19 protein-coding genes and 1 riboswitch are annotated in these 24678 nt (G+C 72.9%); of the genes, 7 read left to right on the forward strand and 12 right to left on the reverse strand.

Annotation, left to right across the window (positions count from 1 at the left end; genetic code table 11):
- Positions 1 to 44: 44 nt before the first annotated feature.
- On the reverse strand, positions 45 to 848 hold the full coding sequence (locus ACFVST_RS13805; protein WP_390150182.1) for an inositol monophosphatase family protein: 804 nt from the start codon (positions 846 to 848) through the stop codon (positions 45 to 47).
- A gap of 28 nt (positions 849 to 876) precedes the next feature.
- Positions 877 to 2004 carry a ferrochelatase gene (locus ACFVST_RS13810; protein ID WP_390150185.1) on the reverse strand — a complete coding sequence of 376 codons (1128 nt, stop codon included), beginning with the start codon at positions 2002 to 2004 and terminating at the stop codon, positions 877 to 879.
- A 256-nt stretch (positions 2005 to 2260) separates the two neighbouring features.
- Here ACFVST_RS13810 and ACFVST_RS13815 point away from each other — a divergent pair, with 256 nt between their 5' ends.
- Positions 2261 to 3505, forward strand: a complete 1245-nt coding sequence (locus ACFVST_RS13815; RefSeq protein WP_390150189.1) for an MFS transporter — start codon at positions 2261 to 2263, stop codon at positions 3503 to 3505.
- On the forward strand, positions 3468 to 4784 hold the full coding sequence (locus tag ACFVST_RS13820) for a D-arabinono-1,4-lactone oxidase (RefSeq protein ID WP_390150192.1): 1317 nt from the start codon (positions 3468 to 3470) through the stop codon (positions 4782 to 4784). The genes ACFVST_RS13815 and ACFVST_RS13820 overlap by 38 nt, the downstream gene beginning before the upstream one ends.
- A gap of 4 nt (positions 4785 to 4788) precedes the next feature.
- Here the strand turns inward: ACFVST_RS13820 and ACFVST_RS13825 are convergent, their stop codons facing one another.
- Positions 4789 to 6084 carry a hypothetical protein gene (locus tag ACFVST_RS13825; RefSeq protein WP_390150195.1) on the reverse strand — a complete coding sequence of 432 codons (1296 nt, stop codon included), beginning with the start codon at positions 6082 to 6084 and terminating at the stop codon, positions 4789 to 4791.
- Between the two features lie 489 nt (positions 6085 to 6573).
- On the opposite strand from ACFVST_RS13825, the gene sepH reads away from it, so the two are divergent.
- Entirely contained in the window at positions 6574 to 7638 is a 1065-nt protein-coding gene (sepH, locus tag ACFVST_RS13830) for a septation protein SepH (RefSeq protein ID WP_390150198.1), read from the forward strand.
- An 88-nt stretch (positions 7639 to 7726) separates the two neighbouring features.
- Here sepH and ACFVST_RS13835 read toward each other — a convergent pair whose 3' ends face one another.
- The gene (locus tag ACFVST_RS13835; protein WP_390150201.1) at positions 7727 to 8554 is read right to left on the reverse strand and encodes a sulfurtransferase; all 828 of its coding nucleotides are present in this window, start codon (positions 8552 to 8554) and stop codon (positions 7727 to 7729) included.
- Between the two features lie 270 nt (positions 8555 to 8824).
- On the opposite strand from ACFVST_RS13835, the gene ACFVST_RS13840 reads away from it, so the two are divergent.
- Entirely contained in the window at positions 8825 to 9628 is an 804-nt protein-coding gene (locus ACFVST_RS13840) for a VOC family protein (protein ID WP_390150203.1), read from the forward strand.
- Between the two features lie 9 nt (positions 9629 to 9637).
- Here ACFVST_RS13840 and ACFVST_RS13845 read toward each other — a convergent pair whose 3' ends face one another.
- The 4 genes from ACFVST_RS13845 to ACFVST_RS13860 form a co-directional block, all read right to left on the reverse strand.
- Positions 9638 to 10288: a thymidine kinase gene (locus ACFVST_RS13845; RefSeq protein ID WP_390150206.1), complete on the reverse strand. Its 651-nt coding sequence runs from the start codon at positions 10286 to 10288 to the stop codon at positions 9638 to 9640.
- Between the two features lie 67 nt (positions 10289 to 10355).
- On the reverse strand, positions 10356 to 11582 hold the full coding sequence (locus ACFVST_RS13850; RefSeq protein WP_390150209.1) for an alkaline phosphatase family protein: 1227 nt from the start codon (positions 11580 to 11582) through the stop codon (positions 10356 to 10358).
- Positions 11582 to 12178, reverse strand: coding sequence for a DUF5998 family protein (locus ACFVST_RS13855; protein ID WP_390150211.1), 597 nt, complete (start codon positions 12176 to 12178; stop codon positions 11582 to 11584). Before ACFVST_RS13855 ends, ACFVST_RS13850 begins: the two co-directional genes overlap by 1 nt.
- A gap of 118 nt (positions 12179 to 12296) precedes the next feature.
- Entirely contained in the window at positions 12297 to 15191 is a 2895-nt protein-coding gene (locus ACFVST_RS13860; RefSeq protein ID WP_390150214.1) for a GNAT family N-acetyltransferase, read from the reverse strand.
- Positions 15192 to 15348: 157 nt separating this feature from the next.
- Here ACFVST_RS13860 and ACFVST_RS13865 point away from each other — a divergent pair, with 157 nt between their 5' ends.
- Complete coding sequence (locus ACFVST_RS13865; protein ID WP_390150217.1) at positions 15349 to 15630, forward strand: HPr family phosphocarrier protein; 282 nt, start codon at positions 15349 to 15351, stop codon at positions 15628 to 15630.
- 64 nt (positions 15631 to 15694) lie between these two features.
- Here the strand turns inward: ACFVST_RS13865 and ACFVST_RS13870 are convergent, their stop codons facing one another.
- From ACFVST_RS13870 to ACFVST_RS13880, 3 genes are all read right to left on the reverse strand, one after another.
- A complete protein-coding gene (locus ACFVST_RS13870) occupies positions 15695 to 16504 on the reverse strand; it encodes a M23 family metallopeptidase (protein WP_390150220.1) in 810 nt (269 codons plus the stop codon).
- Positions 16505 to 16517: 13 nt separating this feature from the next.
- Positions 16518 to 16671: riboswitch (cyclic di-AMP (ydaO/yuaA leader) on the reverse strand.
- A gap of 218 nt (positions 16672 to 16889) precedes the next feature.
- Positions 16890 to 18272: a M16 family metallopeptidase gene (locus tag ACFVST_RS13875; protein WP_390150391.1), complete on the reverse strand. Its 1383-nt coding sequence runs from the start codon at positions 18270 to 18272 to the stop codon at positions 16890 to 16892.
- 26 nt (positions 18273 to 18298) lie between these two features.
- Positions 18299 to 19663: a M16 family metallopeptidase gene (locus tag ACFVST_RS13880; protein WP_390150222.1), complete on the reverse strand. Its 1365-nt coding sequence runs from the start codon at positions 19661 to 19663 to the stop codon at positions 18299 to 18301.
- A gap of 336 nt (positions 19664 to 19999) precedes the next feature.
- Here ACFVST_RS13880 and ACFVST_RS13885 point away from each other — a divergent pair, with 336 nt between their 5' ends.
- Positions 20000 to 22456 (forward strand): DNA topoisomerase (ATP-hydrolyzing) subunit A, encoded by a 2457-nt coding sequence (locus ACFVST_RS13885; RefSeq protein ID WP_390150225.1) that lies wholly within the window; start codon positions 20000 to 20002, stop codon positions 22454 to 22456.
- A gap of 68 nt (positions 22457 to 22524) precedes the next feature.
- On the opposite strand, the gene ACFVST_RS13890 is transcribed toward ACFVST_RS13885, so the two are convergent.
- Positions 22525 to 23673, reverse strand: coding sequence for a CobW family GTP-binding protein (locus ACFVST_RS13890; RefSeq protein ID WP_390150228.1), 1149 nt, complete (start codon positions 23671 to 23673; stop codon positions 22525 to 22527).
- A gap of 344 nt (positions 23674 to 24017) precedes the next feature.
- On the opposite strand from ACFVST_RS13890, the gene ACFVST_RS13895 reads away from it, so the two are divergent.
- A complete protein-coding gene (locus tag ACFVST_RS13895) occupies positions 24018 to 24530 on the forward strand; it encodes a DUF6082 family protein (protein ID WP_390150231.1) in 513 nt (170 codons plus the stop codon).
- The last annotated feature ends 148 nt before the right edge of the window (positions 24531 to 24678 follow it).

Raw genomic sequence — 24678 nt, forward strand, 5'->3', positions numbered from 1 at the left:
GCGGCTCCTCCCGCCGGGGCCGACCCATGCCGGGCCGCGGTGGGTCAGTCGTGCCAGGCGCCCAGGTCCTCCAGCAACTGCTGAAGCGGCTCGAAGACCCCGGGCACCGCGGTGACTGTCAGGTCGTAGGTGGCCGCGGCGCCCGGGCGGCCGCCGCTGAGAGCGCCCGCCTCCCGGGCGATCAGCTCGCCCGCGGCGGAGTCCCACGGGTTGAGCCCCCGCTCGAAGAAGCCGTCGAGCCGGCCCGCCGCCACATCGCAGAGATCGACCGCGGCCGAGCCGCTGCGCCGGATGTCCCGCAGCCGCGGCACCAGGTGCCGGGCCACCTCCGCCTGGTGGGTGCGGACCCGCTGTACGTAGTTGAAGCCGGTGCCGACCAGCGACTGGTCCAGGCTGGGCGGGGCCGGGCGGCAGGCGAGCCGGCGGGTGCCGAGGAAGGCCCCACCGCCGCGCACCGCGTGGTACGTCTCACCGCGCATCGGCGCCGCGACCACGCCCACCAGCGTCTCCCCGCGGTACTCGGCGGCGATCGACACGGCCCAGGTGGGCAGTCCGTAGAGGTAGTTGACCGTGCCGTCGAGCGGGTCGATCACCCAGCGGACGCCGCTGGTGCCCTCCCGGGAGGCGCCCTCCTCACCGAGGAAGCCGTCCTCCGGGCGCTGCTCGGCGAGGTGGCCGGTGATCAGCTTCTCGGCGGCGATGTCCATCTCGGTGACCACGTCGATCGGGCTCGACTTGGTGGCGGCGACCGCGAGATCGGCCGGCCGCCCGTCTCTGAGCAGCACCCCGGCACGCCGCGCGGCCTCCTGGGCGAGCTGGAGCAGTTCATCGGGCTGGGGTTCCGTCACGGTTCTCCTCACACGGGGACGCGGTGCGTCAGGCGTACGGGCTGTCGGCGCCCGCGGCGGCGGGGCGCGGGGTACGGGCCGGGCAGCAGCCGACGGGGCACACATCGTGACCGGGGCCCAGCTCGCCGAGCGCGCACCGCTCGACCGGCCGACCCGACTCGGCGGCGGCCCGCTCCAGCACCAGCTCGCGTACGGCGGCCGCGAAGCGCGGGTCGGCGCCGACGGTGGCCGAGCGGCTCACCGGCAGGCCCAGCTCGGCTGCCTTGGCGGTGGCCTCGGTGTCGAGGTCGTAGCGGACCTCCATGTGGTCGGAGACGAAACCGATGGGGGCCATCACCACGGCAGGGGCGCCCGCCGCGTGCCGCTCCTCCAGGTGGTCGCAGATGTCCGGCTCCAGCCAGGGGATGCGCGGGGCTCCGGAGCGCGACTGGTAGACGAGCTGCCAGGGGTGGTCCTCGCCGGTGCGCTCGCGGACGGCCTCGGCGATCAGCCGGGCCACCTCCAGGTGCTGGGCCACATAGGCGCCGCCGTCGCCGTGCTGTTCGACGGGGCCCGAGGTGTCGGCGGCGGTGGTGGGGATGGAGTGGGTGCAGAAGGCGATGTGCGCGCTATCCCGTACCTCGGGCGGGAGTTGGGCGAGGGCGGTGAGCACGCCGTCGGTCATGGGTGCCACGAAGCCGGGGTGGTCGAAGTAGTGCCGCAGCTTGTCCACCCGGGGCACGGGGAGGCCCTCGGCTTCCAGCGTCGCGAGCGCCTCGGCGAGGTTCTCCCGGTACTGGCGGCAGCCCGAGTAGGAGGCGTAGGCGCTGGTGGCGAGGGTGAGGACGCGGCGGCGGCCGTCCCGGGCCAACTGCCGCAGGGTGTCGGTGAGATAGGGGGCCCAGTTGCGGTTGCCCCAGTAGACCGGGAGGTCGAGGCCGTGCTCGGCGAAGTCCTTGCGGAGGGCTTCGAGCAGGGTGCGGTTCTGCTCGTTGATGGGGCTGACGCCGTCGAAGAGGTAGTAGTGCCGCCCCACCTCCTTGAGCCGCTCCTTGGGGATGCCGCGGCCGCGGGTGACGTTCTCCAGGAACGGCACCACGTCGTCGGGGCCTTCGGGGCCGCCGAAGGAGAGCAGCAGCAGGGCGTCGTAGGGGGTGGGATCGAGCGCGTCGGACATGCCCCGATCCTGCCACCCGCCTCGGACAACGGGGAATCGGGCGGTGGGCGCAGCGGTCCGGAGGGCGGACGGGCAGGAAAAATCCGCGCATAGCGGCAAAAAGGGTGTGGAAAAAACGCGGCCGACGCTACAGATGCCTACCGGGAGGGTTACACAACGGAGCCGGGTCGTAAGCTGTAGCGCCATCGCCAGGCCTCAACCCCGCCGGTGTACCGGGGGCCGTTGGGCCGCCCCGCAGGTTCGTCGGGAGTGACCCTTGCCAAGTCCCTACCGTGCTGTGTTCGCCTCACCCGGTGCCCGGGCCTTCTCCGCGGCCGGGTTCATCGGCCGGATGTCCCTGTCGATGACGGGCATCGGCGTCGTCACCATGATGTCCCAACTGAACGGCCGCTACGGGCTGGCCGGTGCGCTGGCCGCGACCATCGCCCTGTCCGCCGCCTGCTTCGGCCCGCAGGTGTCGCGCCTGGTGGACCGGTTCGGGCAGCGGCGGGTGCTGCGTCCGGCCACGGTGGTGGCGCTGGCCGCGGTGGCCGGGCTGCTGCTGTGCGCGACCCTCGGGATGCCGGACTGGACGCTCTTCGGGTTCGCGGCCGGCATCGGCTGTGTGCCGAGTGTGGGGGCGATGGTGCGGGCCCGCTGGGCGACGGTGCTCTCGGACCGGCCCGAGCTGCTGCACACCGCGTACTCCGCGGAGTCGGCCTTCGACGAGGTGTGCTTCATCATCGGTCCGATCCTCTCGATCGGGCTGTCCACGGTGTGGTTCCCGGCGGCCGGACCGCTGCTGGCCGCGATGTTCCTGGCGGGCGGCGTGTGGTGGCTGACCTCGCAGCGGGCCACCGAGCCGGTGCCGCATCCGCGCGAGCACCACACCGGCGGTTCCGCGCTGGGCGCCCACGGCCTCCAGGTGCTGGTCGGCACCTTCGTGGCGATCGGCGCGGCCTTCGGTTCGGTGGACGTGGTGACGGTGGCGTTCGCCGAGTCGCTGGGGCACAAGCCGGCGGCGAGCTGGATCCTCGCGGTGTTCGCGGTCGGTTCCTGTCTGTCTGGTTTCGCGTTCGGGCTGCTGAGCCCGACGGGTCCGATCGCCCGCAGATGGCTGCTGGGGATGGCCGTGATGGCCCTGAGTATGATCCCCCTCCAACTGGTCGGGAGCCTTCCGGTCCTGGCCGTGGCGCTCTTCGTCGTGGGGCTCGCCGCCGCTCCGACGATGGTCACCACCATGGCCCTCGTCGAACAGCACGTACCCCGCGCGAAGTTGACCGAGGGCATGACCTGGGTGAGTACGGGCATGGCCGTCGGCATCGCGCTCGGGTCCTTCCTGGCCGGCTGGGTGGTCGACATCGCCGGGGCGGGGGCCGGGTACGCGGTGCCGGGTGTGTCCGGCGCGGTCGCGGTCGCGGTCGGGGTCCTGGGGTACCGCCGGCTCAAGCCACCGGTGGCGAAACGGGGAGGAACGTCCGGGCATGAGGACAGGGCAGCGGAAGAGCGGTACGTGGCGTAACTGGGCGGGCAATGTCCAGGCCCGCCCCGTGCGGGAGGTGACGCCGGCCTCGGTGGACGAGCTGTCGGCGGCCGTACGGCGGGCCGCGGAGGACGGGCTGCGGGTGAAGGCGGTCGGCACCGGCCACTCCTTCACCTCGGTCGCGGCCACCGACGGCGTGCTGGTGCGGCCCCGGCTGCTGAGCGGGATCCGCGCGCTGGACCGTGCCGCGGGCACCGTCACGGTGGGCGCCGGCACCTCGCTGAAGCGGCTCAACACGGTCCTCGCCAGGGAGGGCCTGTCGCTGACCAACATGGGCGACATCATGGAGCAGACCGTCTCCGGCGCCACCAGCACCGGCACCCACGGCACCGGACGCGACTCGGCCTCCATCTCGGCGCAGATACGCGCCCTGGAACTGGTGACCGCGGACGGTTCGGTGCTGAACTGCTCGGCGGAGGAAAATCCGGAGGTCTTCGCGGCGGCCCGGATCGGGCTCGGCGCGCTGGGCGTGGTCACCGCGATCACCTTCGCGGTGGAGCCGGTCTTCCTGCTCACCGCGCGGGAGGAGCCGATGCCGTTCGACGAGGTCACCGGGCGCTTCGACGAACTCGTCGCGGAGAACGAGCACTTCGAGTTCTACTGGTTCCCGCACACCGGGAACTGCAACACCAAGCGGAACAACCGCAGCGCGGGCCCGGCCGCCCCGCTGGGCACGGTGGGCGGCTGGTTCGAGGACGAGTTCCTCTCCAACGGCCTCTTCCAGGCGGTGAATTCACTGGGCCGGGCGGCGCCCGCGACCATCCCCGCCATCGCCAGGCTGTCCAGCCGCGTCCTGTCCGCCCGCAGCTACACCGACATCCCGTACAAGGTCTTCACCAGCCCCCGGCGGGTGCGCTTCATGGAGATGGAGTACGCGGTGCCGCGGGCCGAACTGGTGTCGGCACTACGGGAGTTGCGGGCCATGGTGGAGCGGTCCCCGCTGCGGGTGAGCTTCCCGGTGGAGGTGCGGACCGCGCCCGCCGACGACATCCCGCTCTCCACCGCCTCCGGCCGGGAGACCGCCTATATCGCCGTCCATATGTACCGCGGCACCCCGTACCAGGCGTACTTCACGGCCGCCGAGCGGATCTTCACCGCGCACGGCGGACGGCCCCACTGGGGCAAGATCCACACCCGGGACGCCGGCTACCTCGCCGAGGCCTACCCGCGCTTCGCCGAGTTCACCGCGGTACGGGACCGGCTCGACCCGGACCGCAGGTTCGGCAACGACCATCTGCGGCGGGTGCTGGGCGAGTAGCGCGTCAGCCGGTGGGGGTGCCCTGCTGGGGCGCGGCCGGGCCGGGGTCGGTGGCGGACTCGGTGGGAGTCGGGTCCGCGGTGGCGCCGGTGTCCTGCCCTGCGGTGGCACCGGAGCCGGTGCTCTGGTCGCCCTTGTTGCCGGTGCCGGTGCTGCCGGTGGGCCGGGGGTCCGCGGCTCCGCCGCCCGGCCGGTCGGCGCCGGGGGTGCGGCTCGGTCCGCCGCCGAAGGTGCCGCTCTGCTCGGGGGTGGCGCCATCGGAGGGCGTGGCGGTGGGCTCGGTGGTCGACGGGTCGGACCGGTGGCCGGAGCGGTGCCCGGTGAAGGCGTCGCCGATGGTGGTGCGGCCCTCACCCGCGAAGCTCTCGCCGGAGGCCAGCTCATAGGTGGTGATCCCGCCCATGGTCACCACGAACACGACACCCGCCGCGATCAACGGCCGCTTCCAGCCGCGCGCCCTGCTCCGGTGCGGGCCGGCACCGGCGGACTCGTCCGCCACGTCCCCGGGCAACGGCCCTTCGCCGTACGGCGGTTGACCGGGAGGCCCGCCGTCGAGGGTGCGCAGGATCCGCGTGGCCCCGTCGTCACCGGCCGCGTCCACAGGGCCTCCGGCGGCGCCCGCCACCGCGTCCACCCGCAGCACCCGGGTCGCGGCCTCTTCCGGCACCCGGGCGAGCCGCTGGGTCCGGTCCCCGTCGACGGGGGCGAGGAGCCGGGTGCGCTCGGCTTCGGTTGCTTCGGGCAGGAGCTGGGTGCGGTTCGGGTCGGCTCCGGTGGTGGGGCGGGGCAGCAGGTGCGTCTGGTGGTCCACGGGGTGGAGGGCTTCCGTGGGCCGGTCCTCGGGAGCACCGGGGCCGGCGGTGGTGGAGGGTCCGGTGCCCCAGGTGATGGTGTGCCGTGCGGGCGGCGGTCCGGTCTCGGGACGGAAAGTGGCCGGAACGGGTCGTCCGTTCCGGGTCACCGGGACCTGTCGGCTGCGCGGTTTGGCGCTGACGGCGGCATCCCGGATCTGTTCTCCGGTGCGCCGGAAGAAGTGCTGGAAGAGGGAGCCGCCGCAGGTGGCGACGATGCTCACCACACCCGCGCCGAGGATCGTGCCGTACACGCCGAGGTTGGCGGCCAGCTTCGCGGCGACCACGGCCGCCACCGCACTGCCCGCCACCTGCGGCACATTGAGGTCGATCCGCTTCCTCCGCCGGGGCTCCTCGGCCGGGGCCGCCTCGTCCGCCCGCGGCCGCCCGTCCTCCCGGCTGTCGGTCCGGGGCGCGGGACGCACTCCGGAATCCGGCTTCTCACCCATCTCGGAACCTTGCCTGCCTTTCACATCAACCGCACGAGACTCACCCGTTTGCATGAGAAAGGGACGTACCGTCGACAGGGATAGTTCCGATTCAGCCGAATCCGTGAAGTACACCACCCGCAATCCCCATGCCATCCGCCCAAGGCGGTCAACTACCGCACCCCGGCAGAACTTCGGCGGCGCGGCGGTCTACCCGGATGGCCCGTATGGAGTAGTGTTGCGAGCCCTGGGTCCGGCCTCCTGCCAGGGTGCCGGGACCTTCCAGGACCGCCGAGAGGGGGCACGTTGCGCAAGGCCTTGTACAGGTCAACGCAGTTGGTCACTCAGCGTGGCGAACGGGTCACCGTGCCATAACGGCGGCCCGGGGTCCATGCCCGACACGCCGGGCAACTCGGCAAGGTTGTGGCAGGCTGCACCCGGGCAGGCCACACTCGACCAGCGGAAGCAGCGACGCACGTGACGTCGGCAGGCACCACCCGGGAGGTCCCCATGCCGGAACTGCGGGTCGTTGCCGTCTCCAATGACGGCACACGGCTGGTGCTGAAGGCTGCGGACAGCACGGAATACACCCTGGCCATCGACGAGCGGCTGCGCGCCGCCGTGCGCGGCGACCGTCCCCGCCTCGGCCAGATCGAGATCGAGGTGGAGAGCCACCTCCGCCCCCGCGACATCCAGGCACGGATACGAGCCGGTGCCACCGCGGAGGAGGTCGCCCAGCTCGCGGGGATCTCCGTGGACCGCGTCCGCCGCTTCGAGGGCCCCGTTCTGGCGGAGCGCGCCTTCATGGCCGAGCGGGCCCGCAAGACGCCGGTCCGCCGCCCCGGGGAGAACACCGGGCCGCAGTTGGGCGACGCGGTCCAGGAGCGGCTGCTGGTCCGCGGCGCCGACCGGGACACCGTGCAGTGGGACTCCTGGCGCCGCGACGACGGCACCTGGGAGGTCCTGCTCGTCTACCGGGTGGCCGGCGAACCGCACTCGGCGAGCTGGAAGTACGACCCGCCGCGCCGGCTGGTGCAGGCCTTGGACAACGAGGCCCGCTCGCTGATCGGTGAGTCCGAGGACATGGCCGCCGCGCCCGAGCCGAGCTTCCCGTTCGTGCCGCGTATCGCCCGCCTGCCCCGCGACCGGCCGCTGGACCGTCCCGGCGACCGCCCCGCGGAGCGCCCCGGGCTGCCGGTCGCCTCGCCGCCGGAGGCCGAGGAGGAGGGTAACGAGCCTGCGGCCGCCCGCGATTCGCTGACCAGCCTGCTGGAGGCGGTGCCCAGCTTCCGCGGGGACCTGGTGGTACCGGAGCGGCCCGCTCCGGCCGCCGAGCATCCCGCGCCGGAGCCCGAGCAGGAGCCGGAGGCCGAGGAGCCGCCGGCGCCCGCCGCCTCGGCGGGTTCGGCCTATGCCGATGTGCTGATGCCGCGCGCCGTCGCGAGCCACCGGGACCGGCTGGTCGGCTCCACCGACCGGCAGGCCGAGGCCGACGGCGTACGGCCGGGACGCCGGGCCGCGGTGCCGAGTTGGGACGAGATCGTCTTCGGTACCCGCCGCAAGAAGCAGGAGTAGCAGCACCCGCCCAAGGGCGGGGCCGTACCCGGTGAGTCCGGTACGGCCCCGCCCTTGTGTGCTCCGCGGCGTGTGAACGGGGGGCCGGCTACTGCGGGTCGGGGCCGGTGGCCACCGGGCGCCGCGGGTCGGCGGACCACTCCGACCACGAGCCCACATACAACTCGGCGTCGATACCGGCCGCGGCCAGCGCCAGCACCTGGTGCGCCGCCGAGACGCCGGAACCGCAGTACACGCCGACACCGCTCGCCTCCGCGGCGCCCAACGCCCGGAAGCGCTCGGTGAGTTCGGCCGCGGGGCGGAAGCGGCCGTCGGGGGCGGCGTTCTCCGCGGTCGGGGCCGAGACGGCGCCCGGGATGTGCCCGCCCACTCGGTCGATCGGCTCCACCTCGCCCCGGTAGCGCTCCCCCGCCCGCGCGTCCAGCAGCAGCCCGGAACGGGCCAGGTCCGCCGCGGAGTCCGCGTCCAGCAGTCCGCGCTCGGCGGGGCGCGGCCGGAAGTCCCCCGGCTGCGGGTGCGGCTCCGCGGACTCCAACGGCCCCTGCCAGGCGGCCAGTCCGCCGTCCAGCACCCGTACCGAGGGGTGTCCGGTCCAGTGCAGCAGCCACCAGGCGCGGGCCGCCGCCCAGCTCTGGCCGCCGTCGTACACCACCACCGGGCGGGACGCGGAGACGCCCGCGGTGCGCATCGCGGCGCCGAACTCGTCCAGCGGCGGCAGCGGATGCCGTCCGCCGGCGCCGGCCGGTCCCGCCAACTCGGCGTCCAGATCGACGAATACGGCGCCCGGCAGATGGCCGGCCAGATAGTCGGAGCGCTGGGCGCCGGCGCCCAGCTCCCAGCGCACATCCAGAAGCAGCGGCGGATTCCCGCCCGCCAGGTCGTCCGCCAGCGCGGACGCGGAAATAATCGGATCCATGGCCCCATCCTTACGCACAGGGCTGGCCCCGCGCGCGGCTTGGGGCTACTCTTCGCCCCGACCACCCCGACCACTTTGGGTGCGACTCCGGACACCCTGTGTACCCGACCCGATGCCTGCACCGTCCGACGGGGACGGAGCGGGCTTCCTGTGCGGACGCGCCGGTGCACCCCGGTGCGCCCCCGGCGCGGGCATCGCCGTGCGCGGGCGCGGGCAGGAAGAAGAGGTGGGGTGGGCGGCACCACACGAGGGGTCGAGGAGAGAGTGACGATGAGCGAGACATGGGGGGCCGACAGCCGGCACACGGCGGCGGCACACACCCGGCTCACACCGGGCACACCCTGCTGGGTGAGCCTCATGGTGCGGGACCCGGAGCGGGCCCGGAAGTTCTACGAGGCGCTGTTCGGCTGGGAGTTCGACCCTGGACCGCAGCAACTCGGCCCGTATGTCAGGGCGTTGCTGGGCGGGCGGGAGGTGGCCGGTATCGGGCGGCTGCCGACGGACCGCCGTGTTCCGGTCGCCTGGACGCCGTATCTCGCGACCGATGACATCGACGCGACCGCGCACGCCATCCGCGTCCGCGGGGGCACCGTCGGTGTGGGGCCGCTGGACGCCGCGGAGGCGGGGCGGATGCTGATCGCCTCGGATCCGGCGGGCGCGGTCTTCGGGGTGTGGCAGGCGGCCGCCCATCGGGGAGCCGCGGTGACGGGCGTGCCCGGCGCCCCCTCCTGGGACGAACTGGTCACCCGCGACACGGGCGTCACCGCCTTCTACACCGCGGTGTTCGGCTACACCGCACGCACCGCCGGTTCCCCCACCACCCTGCTGCTCGGCGAGCGCCCGGTGGCCTCGGTGCGCGGTGTGGGCCGGAAGCTGCCGCACGACCGGGGCGCGCACTGGATGACGTACTTCGAGGTGGACGAGGTGGATGGGGCGGCGGCGCGGGTGGCGGAGTTGGGCGGGCGGGTGGCGGAGGCGCCGCGTCCGGGTCCTTATGGGCGGACGGCGACGGTGGCCGATCCGGAGGGGGCGCGTTTCGCTCTGGTCAGCTCGGGGCGCGGTACGGAGGTCTGACGGGGCCGGTCAGCCGGAGGCGACGGGCAGGACGTCCTGGGCGACTGAGGCGGAACGGGCCGCGGCGCCGGTCATCCGGCGCCGGTGGTGGCGCCGGCACAGCACCTCGTAACCGACCTGTGCGGCCGTGCCATTGACGTCGCCCACCACGACCTGCTCGCCCTCCACGACCATCTCGCCGTTCACGGTGCGGGCGTTGTGGGTGGCGCGGGCCCCGCACCAGCACATCGCCTCCACCTGGAGGGACTCGATCCGGTCGGCCAGCTCGATCAGGCGCTGGGAGCCGGGGAAGAGGCGGGTGCGGAAGTCGGTGGTGATGCCGAAGGCGAAGACATCCAGCTCCAAGTCGTCCACCACGCGCGCCAGTTGGTCTATCTGCCCGGGTGAGAGGAACTGCGCCTCGTCCACGATCACATAGTCGACCCGGCCGCCCTGCGACATCCGCTCCACGAGGTGGGCGTGCAGGTCCATCGGGCCGGTGACCTCCACCGCGTCGGTGACCAGGCCGAGCCGGGAGGACAGCATCCCCTCCCCCGCCCGGTCGTCCCGGGTGAAGAGCACGCCCTGGAGTCCGCGTGCCTGGCGGTTGTGGTCGATCTGGAGCGCCAGTGTCGACTTCCCGCAGTCCATCGTCCCGCAAAAGAAAATCAGTTCGGGCATGGTCTGAGGCAGCACCTTTCGGCGGCGGGCGGGCAGGGTGGGGCGGTGCGGCGGGGCACCGGACAGGTCAGGAGCGTACTTCGAGGAGGGGGACGAGTTGTTCGACGGGGGTGAGGGAGCCGTGGTTGCCGACCATCGCGGACTCCTTGGGCTCCCGCTCCGAGGCGATGATCAGGACGTCGTCGCGGGCCGCGGCGATCACATCGCCGAGCCGGCCGTGCACCCGCTCGTCCACCCGGGGGCCGAACCAGCCGGCCTCGATCGCCTCCTCCCGGCCCGCCACCCAGAACTGCTCACCGAGCACCTCCCGCCAGACGGCCAGCACATCCCCGGCCGCCCCGGGCACCGCGTACACATGGCGGGCGCGGCCCTCGCCGCCGAGCAGGGCCACTCCGGCGCGCAGCTCCCAGTCCTCGTCGAAGTCGATACGGTGCTCCGCGTCGAAGGGGATGTCGATCATGCCGTGGTCGGCGGTGACGTAGAGGGCGCTGCGCGGCGGGAGTTGGTCCGCGAGGCGCTCCACCAGCCGGTCCACATAGGTGAGTTGGCCCCGCCAGGCGTCCGAGTCCACCCCGAAGCGGTGGCCCTTGCCGTCGACCTCGGCGTAGTACGTGTAGATCAACGCGCGGTCGGCGGAGGCGAGTTGGCGGGCGGCGAGGTCCATCCGCTCCTCGCCGGAGAGCCGTCCGTGGAAGCCGCCGCCGCTCAGCGCGACCTGGGTGAGCGGGGTGTCGGCGAACTTCGGTGAGGAGACCTGCGCGGTGTGCACTCCGGCCGCGGCGGTGCGGGAGAAGACGGTGGGGTGGGGCTGCCAACTCCTGGGCGGTGTCCACGGGTTCCAGCGGAGCTGGTTCATCAGCTCACCGCTCTGCGGATTGCGCACGGTGTATCCGGGCAGGCCGTGCTCACCGGGGGGCAGGCCGGTGCCGACGGAGGCCAGTGAGGTGGCGGTGGTGGAGGGATAGCCGGTGGTGAGGGGGCGGCCGGTGCCGCCGCGGGAGCCGGGCAGCAGCGAGGTGAGGAACGGCGCCTCCTCGGGATGGGCGCGCAACTGCTCCCAGCCGAGCCCGTCGACGAGGAAGACGCAGACCCGGTCGGCCGGGGCCAGCTCGGTGATCCGGGCTTCGAAGCCGGGGACGCCGAGGCCAGCGGCGAGGGTGGGCAGCAGATCGGCGAGGGAGCCGGAGCCGTATGCGGGCAGCGGGGCCGAGCTGATGGGGAGCGGCTCGGGCTCGTCCCAGGCGGGCAGGGCGCGGAGGGGGCGGGCCGGGTCCTGGGCTGCGGGCTCGGCCATCAGCGGCGGCTGTCCGGTGCGGCGGCGGTGGCTTCGGAGAGGGCCTGGGCGAAGGCCAGGGTCTGGCTCACCGCGTCCGGGCCGTCCCCGGCCTCGCTGACGCGGAGGCTGAGGTCGTCCGCGGTGGTGTTGCCCGTATAGCCGTGGTCGGCCTCGCAGTTGGGGTCGCCGCAGGCGGCGGGCTCCAGGTCGATGCGGGAGACGGCGCCCCAGCCGATGGTGAGGACAACCTCGCGGGGCGGAGTGCCCGGGGTGTAGGACTCGGGGTGCGAGACGACGCGGCTGACCACGACCGACGAGATCCGGTCGATCTTGACCGATTCGGTGGAGGTGGTCGCGTAGGGCGCCGGGGAGGTGGAGTCGGCGGCCTGCTCGTCGGTGTGGCTGACGATGAAGCGGTTGCCGGTGAGCACCAGGACGGTGACATGCCGGCGGACCTCGTTGGCGTCGAAGGTGGTCTCCTGATGGACCAGATACGACCCGATGGCCTCGCCGCCGACGGCGGCCTCCACCGCCTCGGCCACCAGCGCCGGGTAGTAGCCGCTGCGCTCGATCGCCGTGCGCAGCCCCTGGGTCGTCGTACCTGTCTTGGCCATGCGCTCCATCCTAAGGCCCCGCACCGACACCGGATCCCGCCCGGCGGACGGCTTCCGGCCCCCCTCGGGCGGGCCCCCGGCCATGCCCGGTCGGCCGCGGTCCGGGCAGGGCGCCGGTTCAGTACGCGGGCATGGTGCGCGGTCCGAGGTCGCCGCGGGCCGGGGGCCGGGCCAGCCGGACCTCGGCGCCGAGTACGGACACCCCGTGGGTGGCCACCACCACCGGCTCCAGGGCGACCGCGATCACCTCGGGGTGGTCGTCGACCAGCCGGGACACCCGCAGCAGCAGTTCCTCCAGGGCCGCGGTGTCCACCGGGTCGGAGCCGCGCCAGCCGAAGAGCAGGGGCGCGGTGCGGATGGCGCGGATCACCGAGTGCGCGTCGCGGTCGGTGACGGGGATCAGGCGGTGCGCGGTGTCGCCCAGCAGCTCGGAGGGGGCTCCGGCCAGACCGAAGGAGAGCACGGCGCCCGCGGTGGGGTCGATCACGGTACGGACCACGGTGTCGACTCCGCGCGGCGCCATGGCCTGCACCACGGGGCGCAGTTCGGCCGGGGTGCCGAAGGTGTCGGTGAGTTCGCGGTAGGCGCCGCGCAGATGCTCCTCGTCGGCCAGGTCGAGCCGGACGCCGCCGAGGTCGGCGCGGTGGCGGAGATGGGGCGCGGTGGTCTTGAGCGCGACCGGGTAGCCCAGGGTGTCCGCGGCCCGTACCGCCTCCTCGCAGCCGGGGGCGGGGAGCGCCTGGCGTACCCGCACCCCGTAGTGGCCGAGCAGGCGGGCGGTGTCGCCGGGGTCGAGGGTGAGGCCCTGCGGGTCCTCGGCGGCGGGGCCGGCGAGGAGCCGTTCGATCTGCTCGGCGGCGGCCTGCTCGTCGATGTCCTCGAACGCGGGGACCCGCCCCGGCTCCCCCGCCTCCCGGCGCCACTGGGCGTAGTTGACGGCCTCGGCGAGCGCCCGCACGGCCCGCTCGGCGGCCGGGTAGGCAGGGATGTGGCGGGTGGGAGCGGAAGGTGTGTGGCGGGTGGGAGCGGAAGGTGTGTGGCGGGTGGGCGCGGCCGGTTCGCCGGGGTCGGGGGCGGTGGGTGGAGCGGGCCGGTCGGTGTCGGGGGCGGTTTCGCCGGTGGCCGGGCGGGGGGCGGAGGGGCCGGTGACGGCGGCGGCGGAGAGTGCCCGGGCGAGGCCGCCGAGTTCCACATGGACCACGGAGACGGGCTTGGCGGGGTGGGCCTCGACCGCGGAGCGCAGGGCGGCGGCGAGTTCCTCGTCGGAGGCGGAGTCCTCCCCGAGCGAGGGGATCGCGGTGACCACGACCGCGTCGCACAGGTCCCCGGCGAGCGCCTCGGTGAGCGCCCGGTGGAACTCCCGCGGGCCCGCCGCGGTGCTGAGGTCCATGGGGCGCAGCGGGCGCAGCCCTTCGGAGAGGCAGGCGTCGTAGGTGAGCAGGCCGAGGGATTCGGAGTTGCCGACGATGGCGACCCGGGGGCCCGACGGCAGGGGCTGGCCCGCGAGTTGGAGCCCGGCGTCGACGAGTTCGGTGATGGTGTCGACGCGGATGACGCCGGCCTGGCGGAGCAGCGCGGAGACGGTGGCGTGCGGCAGCCTGGTGGCGGGGACGGCGTGGCCCAGGGGCGCGACGCCGTGGTGCCGGGCGCCCTGCACCACGACCAGGGGTTTGGCGGCGGCGGTCCGCCGGGCGAGCCGGTTGAACTTGCGCGGGTTGCCGATGGACTCCAGGTACATCAGCCCGACTTCGGTCTCCGGGTCCTCGTACCAGAACTGGAGGACGTCGTTTCCGGAGACGTCGGCGCGGTTGCCCGCGGAGATCAGGGTGGAGACGCCGGCCAGGCCGGTGAGGCCGGTGCCGCGGCGGTGCAGCCGGGCGAGCAGGGCGATGCCGATGGCGCCGGACTGGGTGAAGAGCCCGATCCGGCCGGGGCGGGGCAGTTCGGGGGCGAGGGAGGCGTTGAGCCGGATGTCGGGCGCGGTGTTGACGATGCCGAAGGCGTTGGGGCCGATGAGGCGCATCCCCCAGGAGCGGACCTGGCGTACCAGTTCCCGCTGCCGTTCGCGGCCCGCGTCTCCGCTCTCCGCGTAACCGGCGGAGAGCACCACCAGTCCCTGGACGCCGTGTTCGCCGCACTCGGTGACGACCTGGGGGACCTGTGCCGCGGGGACGGCGAGGACCGCGAGGTCGACCCGGTCGGTGATCTCGCCGAGGGAGCGGTGGGCGGGGACCCCGTCCAGTGCGGTGCGGTCCGGTTCGAAGGCGCGGTTGACGGCGTGGAGGCGGCCGGTGAAGCCGGCGGTGCGGAGGTTGTCGAGGACGCTGCGGCCGACGCCGCCGGGGGCCCGGCCGGTGCCGATCACCGCGACCGAGCCGGGGCGCAGCAGACGCTGCACCGAGCGGGCCTCGGCGCGCTGCTCGCGGGCGTGCTGCACGGCGAGCGAGGCCTCGGTGGGTTCCAGGTCGAACTCCAGCCGCACCACGCCGTCTTCGAAGCTGCGCTGCTGCCGGTAGCCCGCGTCGGTGAAGACCTTGACCATCTTGATGTTGCTGGGCAGCACCTCTGCGGCGAAGCGGCGGATGCCGCGTTCCCGGGCCACCGCGGCGATGTGCTCCAGCAGTGCGGAGGCGACCCCGCGGCCCTGGTGGGCGTCCTGCACCAGGAAGGCGACCTCGGCCTCGTCGGCGGGTGCGGCGGCGGGCCGGCCCCGGGCGTCGATGCGGTCGTAGCGGACGGTGGCGATGAACTCGCCGCTGACGGTGGCCGCGAGGCCCACCCGGTCCACGTAGTCGTGGTGGGTGAAGCGGTGCACGTCCTTGTCGGAGAGCCGCGGGTAGGGCGCGAAGAAGCGGAGGTACTTCGACTCGTCCGAGACCTGTTCGTAGAAGTCGGTCAGATGCTCGGCGTCGTCAGGGGTGATGGGCCTGATCCGTGCGGTGCCGCCGTCGCGCAGCACCACATCGGCCTCCCAGTGGTCGGGGTAGGCGTGCCGGTCCGACGGGGTCTGCATGGGGCCCAGGGTACGGGTAGCGGTGCCGGCCCGGGGGGGCGCAGGCTTGGGCTGCACACCGGGCGCGGGGCTATGGCGGGCGGCTATTCTCCGGGTACCGCAGACGGTATGCAACACTGGTCTAGACAACTTTGCGACACCTGAAGGGCAGCATCACATGGCTGAGCGCCGCGTCAACGTCGGCTGGGCCGAGGGTCTTCACGCCCGCCCCGCCTCCCTCTTCGTCCGTGCCGCCGCGGCCTCGGGCGTTCCCGTCACCATCGCCAAGGCCGGGGGCGCACCGGTCAACGCCGCGTCGATGCTCGCGGTGCTGAGCCTGGGTGCCCAGGGCGGCGAGGAGATCCTGCTGGCCTCGGACGCCGAGGGTGCGGAGGTCGCGCTGGACCGTCTGGCCAAGCTGGTCGCGGAGGGTCTGGAGGAGCTGCCCGAGACCGTCTGAGGCCGCCCTGCACAGGTGTGAAGCCCCGACTCGGTCGAGTCGGGGCTTCACCGTGCGGGGACGGTCAGACGCTGAGGCCGTGCGAGCGGAGGTAGGTCAGCGGGTTGATGTCGGAGCCGTAGTCCGGGCCGGTGCGGGCCTCGAAGTGGAGGTGCGGGCCGGTCACATTGCCGGTGGCGCCGGAGAGCCCGAGCTGCCGGCCGGGTGTCACGGTCTGCCCGACCGAGACGCCGATGGACGAGAGGTGTCCGTACTGGGTGTAGGTGCCGTCGTGCATCCGCAGCACCACGTTGTTGCCGTAGGCGCCGCCCCAGCCGGCCTCGACCACGGTGCCGGAGCCGACCGCGTGCACCGGGGTGCCGGTGGCGGCGTGGAAGTCGATACCGGTGTGGCTGCCGGAGGACCACAGGGAACTGCCGGCGTGGTAGCCGGTGGAGACATAGGAGCCGGTGATCGGCAGGACATAGCTGCCCAGGCGCTTGCGCTCGGCGGCGCGAGCGGCCCGCTCCTTCGCCTCGCGGGCCTTCTTCGCCTTGGCCGCGCGGATCTTCTTCGCCTTCGCCTCGGCGGTCCGTTTGGCCTCGGCGGCGTGCCGCTGGGCGTCCCGCTCCGCCTTCGCCAGAGCGGCGGAGACCTCGGCGGCCTCCTGCTGCGCGGCGGCCTGGTCGTCGATCTGAGCGGCCATCGACTGGCCGAGGTCCACGGCGCGGATGAGTCCGGTGTCCCGGGTGCCTTCGTCGGCGGCGAGCGCGGGTCCGGCGAGCGTGCCGACGACGCCGGTGGTGGTGAGCGCGGCGATGCCGGCGGCCTGCGCGGTGCTGCGGTTGAGGCGGCTGGGCCGTCTGTGCTTCCCGGTGGCACGGGTGAACGCCATGGGGCGATGTCGTCCTTTCCTTCCCTGTCGCCTACCGGGTTAGCTGACGGGTTCGGAGCAGGAAGGTCTCCTACGGGCCCTGGCACGGCGCCCGATTCACCCCGGGGGGACTGGTGGGTCCCCGGCTCCCCCGGTTCACACTTCGGGGGACTCGGCGATGGCTGCCCGGTGCCGCGGGCGCGGCGTACTGCCTGACGAACAGCCGGACCGACGCTAAACGGGACAACTCCCGGGCAACAAACGGATCACCGCTTTTGAGGCGTATGCCACAGACAGATGGGCAACGTCCGTACTAATTCGGACATGTGAGGGGACATCGGTTTCCGAGACGCGCCACCGCCCGCACCGCTGAGGGTGCGGGCGGGGCACGTGCCGGGAGGCGTGGTCAGCCGGTGACCACGGACACCTCGCCGATGCCGAGCGCCCGTACCGGCTCGGCGATCTGCTCGGCGTCGCCCACCAGGACCGTCACCAGCCGGTCCACGGGGAAGGCGCTGACCACCGCGGCGGTGGACTCCACCGTGCCGGTGTCCGCGAGCCGCTGGTAGAGCCGGCCCTGGTAGTCGTCCGGCAGCCCCTGCTCGACCTGCTCCGCGAGCGTCGAGGCGACAGCCGCCGCCGTCTCGTACTTGAGCGGGGCGACCCCCACCAGATTCTGGACCGCGACATCGCGCTCCGCGTCGGTGAGGCCGTCCGCGGCCAGGGTGCGCAGCACCTGCCAGAGGTCGCCCAGCGCGGGCCCGGTGGAGCCCGTGTCGACCGAGCCGGAGATGGCGAGCATCGCCGCACCGCCCGTGCTCCCCTCCGCGGACGGCGCGGTGGACCGCAGCACCTGCCCGAAGGCCCGCACCCCGTAGGTGTAGCCCTTCTCCTCGCGCAGCACCCGGTCCAGCCGGGACGTCAGGGTGCCGCCCAGGCAGTAGGTGCCGAGGACCTGCGCGGGCCAGACCCGGTCGTGCCGGTCGGCGCCGATCCGGCCGATGAGCAGCTGGGTCTGGACGGCGCCAGGGCGGTCCACGATGACCACCCGGCCGGTGTCGTCGGCGCTGATCGGCGGCGCGGGGCGGGCCGGCGCGGTGTCCCCGGTCCAGGCGCCGAGCGTGTCGGCGAGGATCGCGTCCAGATCGGTGGCGGCCAGATCGCCGACCACGACGACGGTGGCGGTGGCCGGCCGCACATGCTTCTCGTAGAAGGCGCGGACCGCGGAGGCGTCGATGCCCTCGACGGTCTCCTCGGTGCCCTGGCGGGGCCGCGACATCCGGGAGTCGGCGGGGAAGAGGCGGCGGGACAGCTCCTTGGCGGCGCGGCGGGCCGGGTTGGCCGTCTCGTGCGGGATCTCGTCCAGGCGGTTGCGTACCAGGCGCTCGACCTCGCTGTCGTCGAAGGCGGGGGCGCGCAGCGCGTCGGCGAGCAGGCCGAGGGCCTTCGGCAGCCGGGAGACGGGCACTTCGAGGGAGAGGCGCACCCCCGGGTGGTCGGCGTGGGCGTCGAACGTGGCGCCGCAGCGCTCCAGTTCGGCGGCGAAGTCCTCCGCGGAGTGCTTGTCGGTGCCCTCGGAGAAGGCGCGCGCCATGATCGTCGCCACTCCGTCCAGACCGGCCGGCTCGGCGTCCAGCGGGCTGTCCAGCAGCACCTCCACGGCGACCACCTGCTGTCCCGGGCGGTGGCAGCGCAGCACGGTGAGGCCGTTGTCCAGGGTGGCGCGCTCGGGCGCGGGGAACGCCCAGGGCCTGGCCTCGCCCGGCTCCGGCTGCGGGTGGAACTCCATGGCGACTGCGGGTGCGGTCTGCTCGGTCACTTCGCCGCCTCGTTTTCCAGCTCGGTTTCCTGCTCGATTTCCTGCTCGTTCTCTTCGCCGGCGGGGATGACGGGCTCGTACACCAGGACCGCGCGGTTGTCGGGGCGCAGCCGGGCGCGGGCGATGTCGCGCACCTCGTCCGCGGTGATGTCCAGGACGCGCCGCACCGCGGTGAGCGCGAGCTGCGGATCGCCGAACAGGACGGCGTAGCGGCAGAGTTCGTCGGCGCGGCCGGCGACGGTGCCGAGCCGGTCCAGCCACTCGCGCTCCAACTGGGCCTGGGCGCGCTCCATTTCCTCCGCGGTGGGCCCCTCCTCGGCGAAGCGGGCCAGCTCCTCGTCGACCGCGGCCTCGATGACCGGGACCTCGACCTCGCCCGAGGTCTTCACATCGAGCCAGCCCAGCGACGGCGCACCCGCCAGCCGCAGCAGGCCGAAACCGGCGGCGACGGCGGTGCGGTCCCGGCGCACCAGCCGGTTGTAGATACGGGAGGACTCGCCGCCGCCGAGGACGGTGAGCGCCACATCGGCCGCGTCGGCCTGCCGGGTGCCGTCCTCGGGCAGGCGGTAGGCCGCCATCAGGGCGCGGGCCGGCACCTCCTCCGTCACGACCTCGCGCAGCTCCCGGCCGATGACCTCGGGCAGCGCACCGTCCCGCGGCGCGGGCTTGCCGTCGTGCCCCGGGATGGAACCGAAGTACTTCTCCACCCAGGCCAGGGTCTGCTCCGGGTCGATGTCGCCGACCACGGAGAGCACCGCGTTGTTCGGCGCGTAGTAGGTGCGGAAGAAGCTGCGGGCGTCCTCCAGGGTGGCCGCGTCCAGGTCGGCCATGGAGCCGATGGGGGTGTGGTGGTAGGGGTGGCCCTCGGGATACGAGAGGGCGGTGAGCTTCTCGAAGGCGGTGCCGTAGGGCACGTTGTCGTAGCGCTGGCGGCGCTCGTTCTTCACCACGTCCCGCTGGTTGTCCAGGGATTCCAGGTCGAGCGCGGAGAGCAGGGAGCCCATCCGGTCGGCCTCCAGCCACAGCGCCAGCTCCAACTGGTGGGCGGGCATGGTCTCGAAGTAGTTGGTCCGCTCGAAGCTGGTGGTGCCGTTGAGCGAGCCGCCGGCGCCCTGCACCAGCTCGAAGTGGCCGTTGCCGTGCACCTGTTTCGAACCCTGGAACATCAGGTGCTCGAAGAGGTGCGCCAGGCCGGTGCGGCCCGCCACCTCGTGCCGCGAGCCGACGTCGTACCAGAGGCAGACCGCGGCGACCGGGGTCAGGTGGTCCTCGGAGAGCACCACGCGCAGGCCGTTGGCCAGGCGGTGCTCCGTCGCTGTGAGGCCGCCGGTACCGGCCTGCGCTGTGGCCGTGTGACCCATGGGCATGTACGTCCCTTCGATCGCGGGGTCGTCGTCCGGTGGGACGTCCGCTGCGGGGCGGCGGACGTGGCCGGTGGAGCGACGAGACTGACGGGTGACCGGCCCGTCCGGCGGGCGGGCGGTGTCGGTCCTGCCACTGTATGCAGCGTGCCGCGAGGCGTCGAAGTTCCCGATGGGGCGAACCGTCCCGGATCGGGTGACACAAGGGCGCCCGGCACCCGGTGCGGGGCCGGTTCCGACGGGTCGCGGTCGGCCTTGTCAGTGGGCAGGTCCACAATGGTCCGCGTCAGAACCCGTACTTGCCCCGGCAGAATCTGTGAAGGAGCCGCAGCAGCGATGGCCCGCCGCAGCACGAAGACCCCGCCGCCCGACGACTCGTTCGAGGAGAGGATCCTCGACATCGACGTGGTCGACGAGATGCAGGGCTCCTACCTGGAGTACGCCTACTCCGTCATCTACTCGCGTGCGCTGCCGGACGCGCGGGACGGGATGAAGCCGGTGCACCGGCGCATCGTCTACCAGATGAACGAGATGGGCCTGCGCCCCGACCGCGGCTATGTGAAGTGCGCCCGCGTCGTCGGCGAGGTGATGGGCAAGCTCCATCCGCACGGCGACGCCTCCATCTACGACGCCCTGGTGCGCATGGCGCAGCCCTTCTCGATGCGGCTGCCGCTGGTCGACGGCCACGGCAACTTCGGCTCCCTGGGCAACGACGACCCGCCCGCCGCGATGCGGTACACCGAGTGCCGCATGGCGGACGCGACATCGCTGATGACGGAGTCGATCGACGAGGACACGGTCGACTTCAACCCCAACTACGACGGCCAGGAGCGGGAGCCCGTCGCCCTGCCCGCCGCCTACCCGAACCTCCTGGTCAACGGCGCCTCCGGGATCGCCGTCGGGATGGCCACCAACATGCCGCCGCACAATCTGGGCGAGGTCATCGCCGCCGCCCGGCATCTGATCCGCCATCCCAACGCGGACCTGACCACCCTGATGAAGTACGTGCCCGGCCCCGATCTGCCCACCGGCGGCCGCATCGTGGGCCTGGCCGGCATCCGCGACGCCTACGAGACGGGCCGCGGCACCTTCAAGATCCGCGCCACGGTGGCGGTGGAGGACGTCAGCCCGCGCCGCAAGGGCCTGGTGGTGACCGAACTGCCCTTCGCGGTGGGCCCGGAGAAGGTCATCTCCAAGATCAAGGACCTGGTCGGCGCCAAGAAGCTCCAGGGCATCGCGGACGTCAAGGACCTCACCGACCGCGCGCACGGCCTGCGCCTGGTCATCGAGATCAAGAACGGCTTCGTACCGGAGGCCGTGCTGGAGCAGCTCTACAAGCTGACCCCGATGGAGGACTCCTTCGGGATCAACAACGTGGCCCTGGTCGACGGCCAGCCCCTGACGCTGGGCCTCAAGGAGCTGCTGGAGGTCTATCTCGACCACCGCTTCAACGTGGTGCGGCGCCGCAGCGAGTTCCGCCGCGGCAAGAAGCGGGACCGGCTGCACCTGGTGGAGGGCCTGCTGGTCGCCCTCGTCGACATCGACGAGGTCATCCGCCTGATCCGCTCCAGTGAGAACTCCGCCCAGGCCAAGGAGCGCCTGATGGAGCGCTTCTCGCTGAGCGAGGTGCAGACGCAGTACATCCTGGACACCCCGCTGCGCCGGCTGACCAAGTTCGACCGTCTTGAGCTGGAGTCGGAGCGGGACCGGCTGAGGGCGGAGATCGAGGAGCTGACCGCGATCCTGGAGTCGGACACCGAGCTGCGCAAGCTCGTCTCGGCCGAACTGGCCGCGGTGGCCAAGAAGTTCGACACCGGGCGGCGCACCCTGCTGCTGGAGGCCACCGGCACCCCGCAGGCCACGGTCCCGCTCCAGGTGGCGGACGACCCGTGCCGGGTACTGCTCTCCTCCACCGGCCTGCTGGCGCGCACCGTCTCCGGGGAGCCGCTGCCGAGCGGGGAGGGAGCCAAGCGCGCCAAGCACGATGTGATCGTCTCCTCGGTGCTGGGCACGGCGCGCGGCGAGGTGGGCGCGGTCACCTCCAGCGGCCGGCTGCTGCGGATCCCGGTGGTGGACCTGCCCCAACTGCCCGAGACGGACCGGCGGCCCACGCTGGCGGGCGGCGCCCCGGTGACCGAGATCCTGCCCCTCTCCGGTGACGAGGAGCTGATCTGCCTGACCAGCCTGGAGGAGGAGTCGGCGGGCCTCGCCCTCGGTACCGCACAGGGCGTCGTCAAGCGCGTGGTGCCCGACTACCCGTCCAACAAGGAGGAGTTGGAGGTCATCACCCTCAAGGACGGCGACCGGCTGGTCGGCGGCATCGAGCTGACCACCGGCGAGGAGGACCTCGTCTTCATCTCCGACGACGCCCAACTGCTCCGCTTCCCGGCCTCCCATGTACGGCCGCAGGGGCGCGCCGCGGGCGGTATGGCCGGTATCAAGCTGGGCCAGGGCGCCAAGGTCATCTCGTTCACGGCGGTCGATCCCGCGGCCGAGGCCGCGGTGTTCACGGTCGCCGGCTCCCGCGGCACCCTGGACGACTCGGTGCAGACCACGGCCAAGCTCACCCCGTTCGACCAGTATCCGCGCAAGGGCCGCGCCACCGGCGGGGTCCGCTGCCAGCGCTTCCTGAAGGGCGAGGACTGTCTGGCCCTGGCCTGGGCGGGCCCCGTTCCGGCCCTCGCCGCCCAACGCAACGGCGCCCCGGCGGAGTTGCCGGAGCCGGATCCGCGCCGCGACGGCTCAGGCGTCTCCCTGGCGAAGACGGTATCCGTGGTCGCGGGGGTGGGCTGAGGGCCGAGGGGGCTGGGACGAGGTGGAGTAAGGGCGGTCAGGCACCGGACTGGGTGCGGTCCGCCGCGCTACTCCGCCCGCCCGTCCTCGCCGAGGTCGTACACCGCTGCTTCTGCCTCCGGCCCGCCCTCGTCCGGGTCGGGGACATAACGCAGCACGCCCCACATCGCGTGCTCGTCGGCCTCGCCCCGCTCGTCCTGGCAGGCGGCCAGCTCCTTGGTGAGGGCCGGCCCGTCAATTCCACTGCCGATGAGCACCAGTTGGGTCATCCGCGGAGCGCCGGGCGGCCAGGGCTCCGGGTAGAAGCGCAGGAACCTGCCCACGGCGTGGACGCCATAGCGGTTGTGCGGATCGGAGGGGCCGAGGTCGATATGGCCCTTGATGCGGTACAGCCCCTCGGGCCGCCCGTCCAGAAAGGCCATCAGCCGACGCGGCGACAGCGGCACCGGCGAGCTGAACGACACACTCTCGTAGGCATAGTGCAGATGCCCGTGGTGCGCCCCGTGCTCCTCGCCTCCGTGGGACCCGCCCGCCGCGGACTGGCCGGAGTCGGCGCCGTCCTCCCGCGGCAGATCGTCGAAGGACAGCTGGCCGATGCGCTCCACGGCCGGTCGGCAGTCGAAGAGCAGCTCCGGATCGACCCGGCCGTGTGCGGTACTCACCACCGCCGCCCGCCCGGCCAACTCCCGTACCAGTGCGGCGATCCGCTCCCGTTCCGACTCCGGCACCCGGTCCGCCTTGTTGACGACGACCAGATCGGCCAGGGCAAGGTGCCGGTCCACCTCGGGGTGGCGCGCCCGGGTCGCGTCGAACTCGGCGGCGTCCACGACCTCCACCAGACCGCCGTAGACCACCACCGGATTCTCGCTGGCCAGCACCATCCGCACCAGTTCCTGCGGCTCGGCGATCCCGCTGGCCTCAATGACGATGACATCGATCCCGGCGGCGGGACGGGTCAACCGGTCGAGATAGCCGTCGAGTTCACCGGCGTCCACCGCGCAGCAGAGGCAGCCGTTGCCGAGGGAGACGGTGGAGTCCCCGAGCTGCCCGGCGACCGCCATGGCATCGATCTCGATCGATCCGAAGTCATTGACGACGGCCCCGATACGGCTGCCCCGGCTGTGGTGCAGCAGATGGTTGAGCAGGGTGGTCTTCCCCGACCCTAGGTACCCGGCAAGCACCACGACCGGAATCTGCGAACTGCTCGGCTTGCTCAACGTGCGCCCCATCCGACACCGACGTGCTCCGGCGCGTACACCGGCTCTCCCGGGAGAGGTGATCGCGCCCCATGATACGAGCGCCGGGATACGCGCCGCAGTGAACGATTGTTAGCGTCGCCCACGGGGCACACATTGTTCACGGCGCAGGACCAGGGGACGTGACGCTCCTTCCGTGCGCCTCCGCTCCGCCTCCCGCCGATCAGCGCCGCTCGGCATCCTGGGAGACGGCACGCGCACCGTTACTGCTCGCCGGTACGTCCCGTCGACCCAGCTCCGACGACCGGCGACGGTCGCCTGAACCGGGGGTTGACATGGTCACATCGAAGTACACGTTCCGGGGGGTGAGTCCGGCCACGGTGGCCGGGCTGGCCGCGCTCGCCGGGGCGGCCGCCGCACTAGCCGCCCAGCAGCGCCTGCTGGCCCAGCGGTTGCGAGCCGACGCCGCACGGGACGCCCGGAACGAGGCGCTGGCACGCCAACAGGCTTTGCAGTCCGAGATGTTGGGCCGTGCGACGGCGGACCCGGATCTCGCCGCTGTCCTCGACACCTTCGAGCCCGCCGTGGACGCCCGGACGCTCAAGCAGTACCTCTTCGCCAACGCCCTCTACACCAACACCCTGCTCGCCTGGCGCGTGGGCATCGTCGACTGGGAGGAACTGCACGGCCACCTCCGGCTGATCTGCCAGAGCAAGGTCTTCCGCGGGTACTGGACGGCGACCGGCAATCACCGGGCCAGCCTGGTCGACACCTCGGACGAGGCGCGGCTCGGCAGAATGGTCGACGGCATCATCCGCGATCTGGAGGACGCCGACTCCGACGAGTGGTGGGTGGTCGGAAACCCGCCCACCGACTAGGCGCTTTTCCGCCTTTCCTGCACACGTGCCCCTTCCGGACACCCGGCGCCTTTCTCCGCTTTCCTCCTGCTTTTCGCCTTCCGAGGCCTTGTCCGCCACGGCCCGAATAGCAATCGGCGGCGATCCGGCTCAGCCTTCGCGCCCATTC

It is taken from the genome of Streptomyces sp. NPDC058045, from assembly GCF_042885635.1.
In the GTDB taxonomy this organism is placed as follows: Bacteria; Actinomycetota; Actinomycetes; order Streptomycetales; family Streptomycetaceae; genus Streptomyces.